7 protein-coding genes and 1 pseudogene (1 of these 8 running past the window's edge) are annotated in these 10,546 nt (G+C 65.3%); 4 read left to right on the forward strand and 4 right to left on the reverse strand.

Features of this window, described 5'->3' with window-relative positions:
- The 3 genes in view from folP to ftsH are tightly spaced (at most 11 nt apart) and all read right to left on the reverse strand, a layout consistent with a single transcriptional unit that may run on beyond the window.
- Positions 1 to 554 carry the 5' portion of a dihydropteroate synthase gene (folP, locus tag ACFE99_RS07605; protein ID WP_375483949.1) on the reverse strand. Its footprint begins 295 nt before the window's first position, so 554 of the gene's 849 nt are visible here — the first part of the coding sequence; its start codon is at positions 552 to 554; the stop codon falls past the left edge of the window.
- On the reverse strand, positions 551 to 1,159 hold the full coding sequence (gene folE, locus ACFE99_RS07610; protein WP_375483951.1) for a GTP cyclohydrolase I FolE: 609 nt from the start codon (positions 1,157 to 1,159) through the stop codon (positions 551 to 553). The genes folP and folE overlap by 4 nt, the downstream gene beginning before the upstream one ends.
- Positions 1,160 to 1,170: 11 nt before the next feature.
- The gene (ftsH, locus tag ACFE99_RS07615; RefSeq protein WP_375483954.1) at positions 1,171 to 3,501 is read right to left on the reverse strand and encodes an ATP-dependent zinc metalloprotease FtsH; all 2,331 of its coding nucleotides are present in this window, start codon (positions 3,499 to 3,501) and stop codon (positions 1,171 to 1,173) included.
- A 309-nt stretch (positions 3,502 to 3,810) separates the two neighbouring features.
- Between ftsH and ACFE99_RS07620 the strand changes: the two genes are divergently transcribed.
- The 4 genes from ACFE99_RS07620 to dacB all read left to right on the forward strand — a co-directional run bounded on the left by ACFE99_RS07620 (position 3,811) and on the right by dacB (position 9,536).
- Entirely contained in the window at positions 3,811 to 4,779 is a 969-nt protein-coding gene (locus tag ACFE99_RS07620) for an alpha/beta fold hydrolase (RefSeq protein WP_375483956.1), read from the forward strand.
- A complete protein-coding gene (locus tag ACFE99_RS07625) occupies positions 4,776 to 5,972 on the forward strand; it encodes an LLM class flavin-dependent oxidoreductase (RefSeq protein ID WP_375483958.1) in 1,197 nt (398 codons plus the stop codon). Before ACFE99_RS07620 ends, ACFE99_RS07625 begins: the two co-directional genes overlap by 4 nt.
- A complete protein-coding gene (locus tag ACFE99_RS07630) occupies positions 5,972 to 6,979 on the forward strand; it encodes a zinc-binding dehydrogenase (protein WP_375483960.1) in 1,008 nt (335 codons plus the stop codon). Before ACFE99_RS07625 ends, ACFE99_RS07630 begins: the two co-directional genes overlap by 1 nt.
- A gap of 1,096 nt (positions 6,980 to 8,075) precedes the next feature.
- On the forward strand, positions 8,076 to 9,536 hold the full coding sequence (gene dacB / locus ACFE99_RS07635; protein WP_375483962.1) for a D-alanyl-D-alanine carboxypeptidase/D-alanyl-D-alanine-endopeptidase: 1,461 nt from the start codon (positions 8,076 to 8,078) through the stop codon (positions 9,534 to 9,536).
- Here the strand turns inward: dacB and ACFE99_RS07640 are convergent.
- Positions 9,515 to 10,546: pseudogene (locus ACFE99_RS07640) on the reverse strand (amino acid permease); the annotation flags it as partial. The gene dacB and the pseudogene ACFE99_RS07640 overlap by 22 nt on opposite strands.

Here is a 10,546-nt window from a genome sequence, read left to right on the forward strand (position 1 = left end):
GTCTTGGCGAACCCCAGCCCGGGGTCGATGATCAGGTTGGCTGCGTCGGCGCCGGCGGCGACCGCGTCGTCGACGCTGGCGAGCAGCTCGGCGCGCACTTCGGCTACCACATCGCGGTAGGGCGGCACCTGGTGCGGGCGGGCATCCGTCACCGTGCGCCAATGCATCAGCACCCACGGCACTTGCGCTTCGGCCAGCAGCGGCGCCATCGCGGGGTCGGCGCGCCCGCCGGAGACGTCGTTGACGATCCGGGCGCCGCTTTCCAGCGCGGCTCGCGCGACTCCGGCGTGGATGGTGTCGATGCTGACCGTAATACCTTGCGCCGCAAGTTGTTTGACGACGGGAACCACACGGGCGGTTTCCACCTGCGGGTCGATGCGCACCGCGCCGGGCCGGGTGGACTCGCCGCCGACGTCGACGATCGCCGCACCCTCGGCGGCCAATGCCAAGCCGTGTTCGACGGCGCGGTCGGGTTCCAGGTAGCGCCCGCCGTCGGAGAACGAGTCCTCGGTGACGTTCACCACGCCCTTTACCTGCACGCGTGTCGTCGTCACTTGCGCAAGATGAGTTCGAGCGCTTCGGCTCGAGACGCGGCGTCGGTCTTGAACTGTCCGCGCACCGCCGACGTCGTGGTGATCGCGCCAGGCTTGCGCACGCCGCGCATCGCCATGCAGAGGTGTTCGGCTTCGATGACGACAATGACGCCGCGCGGATCGAGTTTGCGCATCAGGGCGTCCGCAATCTGGCCGGTGAGCCGCTCCTGCACCTGAGGCCGGCGGGCGTAGAGGTCGACCAGCCGCGCGATCTTCGACAGCCCCGTCACCCGACCGTCCTCGCCGGGGATGTAGCCCACATGCGCCACCCCGTGGAACGCCACCAGGTGGTGCTCACACGTCGAGTACAGCGGAATCTCCTTGACCATCACCAACTCGTCGTGTTGCTCGTCGAACGTCGTGTTCAACACGGAGTCGGGGTCGGTGTAGAGCCCGGCGAACATTTCCCGGTAGGTGCGCGCGACCCGAGCCGGGGTGTCCTCAAGCCCGTGCCGGTCCGGATCCTCGCCGATCGCGGACAGCAATTCGCGGATCGCGGCCTCAACGCGTGCCTGGTCGAACACCGCCATGCGTAGCGTCCGGGTGCGGGGATTCGGCTGCGCCATCGAAGCCTCCGTCAGCCGTGGGCCGGCGGGTTGGGCCGGCTCGCGTGCTCGCCCTGCTGGTCCGGTGACTTGTCGGCCGGTGGAGACTCACCGGGCGCTGGACTCGGCGGGTAGGACTGACGCGGATAGTTCTGTGGTGGTTGTGGCCAGTACGGCGACTGCGGCGGTGATGGTGGCGGGTACCAGTAGTTGGGCTGCTGAGGCGGCCACCCGGGTGCGCGCCAACCGGCGGGAGCGCCGTAGTCGGGTTCGGTGGGCCGGCGCGGTGGAGCACCGCGGCCGCCGGCACCCCGACCTACCGGTGCGCCGTGATTACCGTTGGGGCCGTTGGAGTTTCGGTCGCGCTCGGCCTCGGCGGCCTCGGCGCTGGCCCGCGCGATCGCGGCTTTGAACGCCGGTTCGGGCTCCGGCTGCGGCCATGGTTCACCCCGCTCTTTGGCCAGCTCGCCGGGTGTCTTGATCGGCGGCTTGTCCGACGGGATGCGCCCACCGAAGTCGTCGAACATGGTCAGCCGCGGCCGCTTTTCGACGTCGCCAAAAATCGCCTCCAGCTCCGGCCGGTGCAGCGTCTCCTTCTCCAGCAACTGCCCGGCCAGCGTGTCAAGCACGTCGCGGTATGCGGTGAGGATCTCCCACGCCTCGGTATGGGCTGCCTCGATGAGCTTGCGGATTTCTTCGTCGATGTCGCGGGCCACCTCATGGGAGTAGTCCGGTTGGGTGCCCATGGTCCGGCCGAGGAAAGGGTCACCGTGTTCGGTGCCGTACTTGACCGCACCGAGCCTGGTACTCATGCCGAATTCAGTGACCATCGCGCGGGCGATTTTGGTGGCCTGCTCGATGTCGGACACCGCGCCCGTGGTCGGCTCCCGGAAAACCAGTTCCTCTGCGGCGCGTCCACCCATGGCGAAAACCAATTGCGAGATCATTTCCGAACGGGTGCGCAGGCCTTTGTCTTCTTCAGGCACCGCCACCGCGTGCCCGCCGGTACGGCCGCGAGCCAGAATCGTCACCTTATAAATCGGCTCGATATCGGGCATCGCCCAGGCCGCCAGCGCGTGCCCACCCTCGTGGTAGGCGGTGATCTTCTTCTCCTGCTCGCTGATGACGCGGCCCTTGCGGCGCGGGCCGCCGATCACCCGGTCTACCGCCTCCTCCAGCGCGGCACCGGTGATGACCGTGCCGTTCTCGCGGGCGGTCAGCAGCGCTGCCTCGTTGATTACGTTGGCGAGGTCAGCGCCGGTCATGCCGACCGTCCGCTTGGCCAGCCCGTCGAGGTCGGCGTCGGGGGCCAAGGGCTTGCCCTTGGCGTGCACGCGCAGAATCGCCTTGCGACCGTTCAAATCGGGGTTGGTCACTGGGATCTGGCGGTCGAAGCGGCCCGGCCGCAGCAGCGCCGGGTCGAGGATATCGGGCCGGTTGGTCGCGGCGATGAGTATGACGCCGGCGCGCGGGTCGAAGCCGTCCATTTCGACCAGCAGCTGGTTCAGCGTTTGCTCGCGCTCGTCGTGGCCGCCGCCGAGCCCGGCGCCGCGCTGGCGGCCGACCGCGTCGATTTCGTCGACGAAGATGATGCACGGGCTGTTCTGCTTGGCCTGCTCGAACAGGTCACGCACCCGCGAGGCCCCGACGCCGACGAACATCTCGACGAAATCCGAGCCGGAGATCGTAAAGAACGGCACCCCGGCCTCACCGGCGACCGCCCGGGCCAGCAGCGTCTTGCCGGTTCCTGGCGGGCCGTAGAGCAGCACACCCTTGGGGATCTTGGCGCCCAGCGCCTGATACCGCCCCGGGTTCTGCAGAAAGTCTTTGATCTCGTAAAGCTCCTCGACCGCCTCGTCGACACCGGCGACATCGGCAAAGGTGGTCTTGGGCATGTCCTTGGAGAGCTGCTTGGCCCGGGCCTTGCCGAAGCCGAAGCCCATCCGCGCGCCTCCCTGCATGCGGGAGAACATCACGAATAACCCGACCAGCAGCAGCAGCGGCAATACGTAGATCAGCAGCGATCCCAGGATGTTGCCCTGGTTGACGACCGTGCTGACCTGTGCGTTCTTAATGTTCAGCGCGTCGAACAGCGGAACCGCGTAGCCGGTCGGGTACTTGGTAATGACCTTGTCGGAGCCGGCGGTGTCGTTGTTAGCGCTTTTCAGCGTCAACCGCAGTTGCTGTTCGCGATCGTCGATCTGGGCGCTTTTGACGTTGTCGGCTTTGATCTGCGCCATCGCCACCGAGGTGTCGACGGGCTTGTAGCCGCGGGTGTCGTCACTGAAATAAAAAAACGACCAGCCAAGCAGCAACACGACGGCGATCGCCGTGAGTGTGCGGATCACGTTTTTCCGGTTCATCAAGCATCGGCCGTGCTCGGCCAGGTCCTTCCCCGATACACGCAGCTGGAATAGTCCAGGCTACCGCCAGTGGCGATCGCCAGCGCGGCGGAGCCGGGCGCAGCGGGTCGCCACCATCCTGCCGGTCGAACTGCCCGGCTCGTCAGCGGCCCCCTTCGGGGCCCGCGTCGGGCGCCGCCTAATACAACGACCACGCACCGAGCGGCGGTTACCGGCTGATCCTCCGCTACCGGCGAAACGGGTGCCAGGCGGGCGCGAACAAGCCGTGACCCCCTTCTCAGCCGGTTTCTGGTGTGCTTTGGTGAGACCGTGCGCGCACCCACCGAACGGTTAGTTGATATCAACGGTGTGCGGCTGCGGGTTGTCGAGGCCGGGGAGCCGGGTGCGCCCGTGGTGGTGCTGGCGCACGGATTCCCCGAACTGGCCTACTCGTGGCGGCACCAGATCCCGGCGCTGGCCGCGGCGGGCTATCACGTGCTGGCCCCCGATCAGCGCGGGTACGGCGGATCGTCTCGCCCAGAGGCCATCGAGGCCTACGACATTCGGGCGTTGACCGCAGACATCGTCGGCCTGCTCGACGACGTCGCCGCCGACCGGGCGGTCTGGGTGGGTCACGACTGGGGTGCCCCGGTGGTGTGGGGCGCAGCGCAGCTGCACCCGGACCGCGTCACCGCAGTGGCGGGCTTGAGCGTCCCACCGACACCGCGCTCCCAAGTGCCGCCGACGCAGGCGTTCCGCAAGGTCTTTGGCGACCACTTCTTCTACATGCTCTATTTTCAGAAGCCCGGCGTGGCCGACGCCGAGCTCAACGCGGATCCCGCCAAGGTCATCCGACGGATGATCGGCGGCCTGCGCGGCAGTGGCGACCAAGCCGCAGCGTTGCGGATGGCGCGACCGGGGCCGGAGGGTTTCGTCGAACGGCTGCCCGAGCCCAACGGTCTGCCGGATTGGATCAGCGCAGACGAACTCGACCACTACATCGGCGAATTCAGCCGTACGGGGTTCACCGGCGGGCTGAACTGGTATCGCAACTTGGACCGAAACTGGGAGATCCTGGCGGATCCGGTGAGCGCGACGATCACGGTGCCGGCGCTGTTTATGGCCGGAACAGCCGATCCCGTGTTGGGCTTCATGCGTCGTGACCGCGCTAGCGAAGTGGTCACCGGTCCGTACCGCGAGGTGATGATCGATGGCGCCGGGCACTGGCTGCAGCAGGAACGGCCCGACGAGGTCAATGCGGCGTTGCTAGATTTCCTCGAGGGATTGGAGTTGCGATGAGTGGTGGTCCGCTGCGTTTCGGCGCCTTCATCACGCCGTTTCACCCCACCGGTCAGTCTCCCACGGTGGCACTCGAATACGACATGGAGCGCGTCGTCGCACTCGACCGCCTCGGCTTCGACGAAGCGTGGTTCGGCGAGCACCACTCCGGGGGCTACGAGCTGATCGCCTGCCCCGAGGTGTTTATCGCCGCAGCGGCCGAGCGGACCAAACACATTGGGCTGGGCACCGGAGTGGTTTCGCTGCCCTACCACCATCCGCTGATGGTGGCCGACCGCTGGGTGCTGCTGGACCATTTGACCCGTGGCCGGGTGATGTTCGGCACCGGCCCTGGAGCGCTGCCCTCGGACGCCTACATGATGGGCATCGACCCGGTCGAGCAGCGCCGGATGATGCAGGAGTCGCTGGAGGCGATTCTGGCGCTGTTTCGCGCCGCCCCCGGTGAGCGGATCAACCGTCACTCCGACTGGTTCACCTTGCGCGACGCGCAACTGCACATCCGCCCCTACACCTGGCCGTACCCCGAAATCGCCACCGCGGCAATGATTTCCCCGTCCGGACCGCGGCTGGCCGGAACGCTCGGTACCTCGCTGCTGTCGCTGTCGATGTCGGTGCCGGGCGGTTACGCAGCACTGGAAAACGCCTGGGAGGTGGTCTGCGACCAAGCGCGCAAGGCCGGACGCGACGAACCGGACCGCGCGGGTTGGCGAGTGCTGGGCATTATGCATCTGGCCGACAGCGGCGACCAGGCGATCGACGACTGCACCTACGGGATGCAGGATTTCGCCAAATACTTCGGCGCCGCCGGATTCGTACCGTTGGCCAACCTGGTCGAGGGGGCACAATCGCCCAGGGAGTTCGTCGAAGACTATGCCGCCAAAGGCAATTGCTGCATCGGCACACCCGACGACGCGATCGGCTACATCCAAGACCTGCTCGACCGCTCCGGAGGTTTTGGAACATTTTTGATGCTGGGCCACGACTGGGCATCCCCAGAAGCGACCTACCACTCTTACGAATTATTTGCCCGCAAGGTGATTCCCTACTTCAAGGGCCAACTGGTCGCGCCACGGGCGTCGCACGAGTGGGCTCGCAGTATGCGCGACCAACTGCTTGGCCGCGCTGGTGAGGCAGTGGTCAAAGCCATCAGCGAGCACACCGACGAACTCAAGCTGGAAAGCGAGCAGAACTGATGCGCGCCGCGGTGCTGCGCGGCGGGCGCATGGTCTGTCGCGACGACGTGCCCGAGCCGGTTCCTGGACCGGGCCAGGTGCTGGTCGCCGTTCGCTCGTGCGGAATCTGCGGCTCGGACCTGCATTTCGCCGCCCACGGCGACGAGGTGCTCGCGCTTGGCGCCGAGGGCGGTTTCGGGGACATGGGTGTCGATTTGAACCGTGACGTGTACATGGGTCACGAATTCAGCGCCGAGGTGCTCGAAGCCGGTCCCGGCACCGACACTCACCCACCAGGAACGCTGGTGACGTCGATACCCGTGCTGCTCTCGGACAAAGGTGTCGAACCGATCGTCTACTCCAACCGCACGATCGGCGGCTACGCCGAGCGGATGCTGCTTTCGGCGCCGCTGCTGCTGCCGATTCCCAACGGCTTGGATCCCCGGCACGCCGCGTTGACAGAGCCGATGGCGGTGGGGCTGCATGCGGTCAACAAATCGGGAATCGAGCGGGGAGAGGTCGCGCTGGTAGTCGGCTGCGGTCCGATCGGAATCGCGATCATCGCCGCATTACGGGCGCGCGGCGTGGAAACAATTGTGGCATCTGATTATTCACCGAAGCGCCGCGAGCTGGCTGCCATCATGGGCGCGCATCAGAGGGTCGACCCCGCACAGGGCTCGCCATTCGACACCGTCACGCCAGCTGTCGTGTTCGAGGCTGTCGGCGTGCCCGGCATTATCGACGAGATGATGCGGCGGGCGCGCCCGGGCGCTCGGCTCGTCGTCGCCGGCGTGTGCATGGAGCCCGACACCGTGCATCCGTTCTTCGCGATTGCCAAAGAGATCAACGTGCAGTTTGTGCTCGCCTATGACCCAACCGAATTCGCCGAGTCACTGCGTGCGATCGCCGAAGGTGGGATAGACGTCGCCCCGGTGATCACCGGTGAAGTGGGTCTCGACGGGGTCGGAGCGGCGTTCGACGACCTGGCCGACCCGGAACGGCACTGCAAGGTTTTGGTCACTCCGTAGCACCGGGATCCCCTAGCGGTCCTGCCTGCGCTTCCTGGACCGACACGCAAAAGCCTTGCATAACAATGGTTCGAGCAAAAGCGGCACGTGAATTTTGCGAAAGCGGTTCCAACGCAAACCGCGGTGTTTAGGGTGACGTATTTGGGCGCGCACCGGGAAGGAGGTGTCAACGACGCTTACCAAGCACACCGTTGCTGTTTCGGTGTGCTGATTGTGCGCCACATCATCCAACCAATTTACAACAGTGGCCGATACAACGGCTCGAAAGGAATCCCCGTGACAGTGAGCAGGATTTGAACCCGCGCTGTGATCTCAGCTGCAGGCGCCACAGCGGCCGCCGCGTTAGCCGTCGCCGTGGTCCCCGCCGGGCACGCCGATGACGAAGCCTGGGACACGATTGCCGTCTCCCCGGACGGGAGGTCCGTGGGCGTAGCGACGAATAAGCAAATGAGTACCAGGCCAACGTAGGTGCTACCGCTGATCGTCATCAAAACAACCCCACCTGCAACGTGTTGATCACCTTCAAGTACCCCGACTGCGGCGCGGTCGTCAGAAACGGCGATCAGTATTTCGGGGATAGCGGTGCCACGCAGCAGGAGGCAGAACAAAATGCCATGAACCAAAGTCCAGGCAGCCCAGTTCTGAAGTCGGCATGCAACAACGCGCCGGCAGGCGCCACCGCCACGCCCACCAGTGGGAGCACCACGCCGACAAGCACGAGCAGCTCCCCCTCAAGCACGACTAACCCGCCCGAAGGACAGTGATCAAACCTGTCGGGCTTCCCGGGCGGCTTGCATCACGGCAACCCGCGGGCGGGCCTCGGTAGCCAGACGTGAACCGTTGCCCCGCCGAGCAGGCCAGAGACGTCGGCCCGCTCGGCGGGGTTTTACGATCACCTGAGCCGCGTCATGGTGCTCTGGTCAACCGTCGCCGCTGCGCCTGATGTACTACAGGCGACGAAAGGTAGAGCATGATGCGTAGGGCAATGCGGATGCTTGCCGCTGTCACGCTAGTGATTGCCCTGATCACCTCCTGCAATTCTGCGAAGAGCAGCGATCGGGCGAGCGGCCAACTGCCTGAAGGCGCGCTGCGGATCATGGCGAAACCGGCATATGCGACGGCGCGGTGGCTCTACTACGTCGCCGATCGCGACTCCGGCGAATTCCTGTTGAGTCAGCGTCCCGACGAGATGGTGCTCACCGGCTCGACGGCAAAGGAATTCACGATCGGCACGGTCTACGACACCATCGGACCCAATACCCGGCTGACCACGCCGGTGTACGCCACGGCGCCGGCGGTCGACGGCGTGCTGCACGGCGACGTAATCCTGGTCGCCTCAGGTGATCTCGCTTTGGGGGGTCGCGGCGCGATGCGCGGCCGCGTCGACGACGCGTTCGACGCCAACAGCATCGATCACGTCTACGGCGACATCGCGCCCAACGCTCGCAAGGTCAACGACGATCCTCTGGCCGGTCTCGACGACCTGGCCCACCAAATCGCCGCCAAGGGGGTCAAGGTCGTCGACGGCGACGTCGTCGTCGACACCCGAATCTGGCAGTCAGCCCCGGGGCATGAGGGCGCTGTGCCATCCGTCTTCGTCAACGACAACCTGCTGGACATCGAAGTGACACCGGGTGCAGTCGGGCAGCCGGCCAGCGTCCGAACATCGCCTCAGACAACCGCGTTCACCGTGCAGTCGAAAGTCTCGACGGTCAACTCCAACAACCCGTCGAGCCTCGAGGTGACTGCCGACCCGGCCGATCCGCGCAACATCATTGTCAGCGGGCTGATTCCGCAAGGCAAGCCGCAGCTCACGATCTACCGGGTGCCCGACGCCGATATGTGGGCGCGCACATTGTTCATCGAATCCCTTGGCCGGGCCGGCATTACGGTGAGCGCTCCGGCCCTCGGCCTCAACGATCAGTCCCGGCTCCCCCCGCCGAACAGCTATTCTCCTCGCCGCCAATTGGCGTCGCTGCAATCGCCACCACTGCGGGAATTGGGTTCGATGATCCTGCGCACCAGCTACAACACCGGGGCCAATGCGATGCTGTGCCTCTTGGCAACCAAGTCCGGTTCCACCGAATGCGCTGACGGATTGCGAACCATTCGGGCCACCGTGGAAAAGGCCGGATTGCGTTCCGACGCTGTCGTGCTCACTGATGGCGAAGGGGCTTACCCGGCCTCGTCGACACCGAAACAGATGGCGGCTTGGAACAAGTGGGCGGCCCATCAACGGTGGGGACCGGCGTTCGTCTCCGGACAGCCTGTTTTGGGCGCGACTGGCACCATAGCCCCCGTCGGCCGCAACAGCCCCGCAAAAGGCAAGGTGCAGGCGAAAACCGGGACTGTAGCTGTGGCCGATCCCGCGACCGGTCGCGCCCTAGTCAACGTGCAGAGTCTCGCCGGGTACATCACTACCGACAAGGGTCGTCATCTGGTTTTCGATCTGTCGATGAGCGGCGCCACCTACCCCGACGTGCTCACCGGTCTGCGGCAAGCCAACGACGACGTCGGAATGCTGGCCGCGCAAATTCAGCAGTCGCTGTCCAAGTGAGCCGCTGTCGCGATTTGCGCACGCTGCACACAGAACCCGAACGTCACGACCGCGAACCAGACGACGCCCACCACGATCGCGGTGCGTCCATGTTGCTGTGAAGAACAGCAGCACCACCCCCAGGGCCAGAAATGCCAGGGCCATCACCGTGGTCACCGGCGCTCCCGGCAGTCGATAGTCGGAGACCGGCAGTATCCCCGCTGCCGCTCGTCTGCGATAGATCATGTGCGACAGCAGGATCGTGGCCCACACAAAGATGATTCCGATGGTGGACACCGAGGTGATGTAGGCGAAGGAACTGTCCGGCGATAGCCAGTTGACGAAGACGCCCAGACTCATCACCAGAACTGAGAAGGTGGTCGCCAGTAGCGGCGCGTGACGCCCGCTCAACGCTTGCAGGCGCGCCGGTGCTTCACTTCGCTGGGACAGGCTGCGCACCATACGGCCCGTCGAATAAATGCCGGTATTGCATGACGAGAGGGCGGCGGTCAGCAGGATGAAGTTGACGGTGCCGGCGGCCGCCGGGATGTTGATGTATTGGAACACCGCAACAAACGGGCTCTGGCCGTCGTGGAGGTTACGCCACCCGCGCACCGACAAGATGACGAACAGGGCCCCGACGTAGAACAAGCCGATCCGGAGCGGCAGGGAGTTCATCGCCTTGCGCAAGGTCACTTTTGGGGTCTCCGCTTCACCGGCGGTGACGCCGGCGAGCTCCACGCCGACGTAGGCGAAAACCCCGAACTGCAGACTCAGCAACGCTTGGCCCAAGCCCGTCGCGAATATGCCATTGTCATTGCACAAGTTCGCGATCGTTGGTCCGGCTGAGGGCCCTAAAGCCGGAATAGAAAGCAGCACAAAGATACCCGCGATGATTAAGCCGACGATGGCCGCCACCTTGATCATCGAAAGCCAGAATTCCGCCTCACCGAAGATCTTCACCGAGACGAGGTTTGCGGCGAAGAGAACCCGCAGCACACAGAGCGGTGAACCACTCGAGAATAGCGAAG

Origin of the sequence: uncultured Mycobacterium sp. (assembly GCF_964249325.1) — a bacterium.
Classification (GTDB): Bacteria; Actinomycetota; Actinomycetes; order Mycobacteriales; family Mycobacteriaceae; genus Mycobacterium.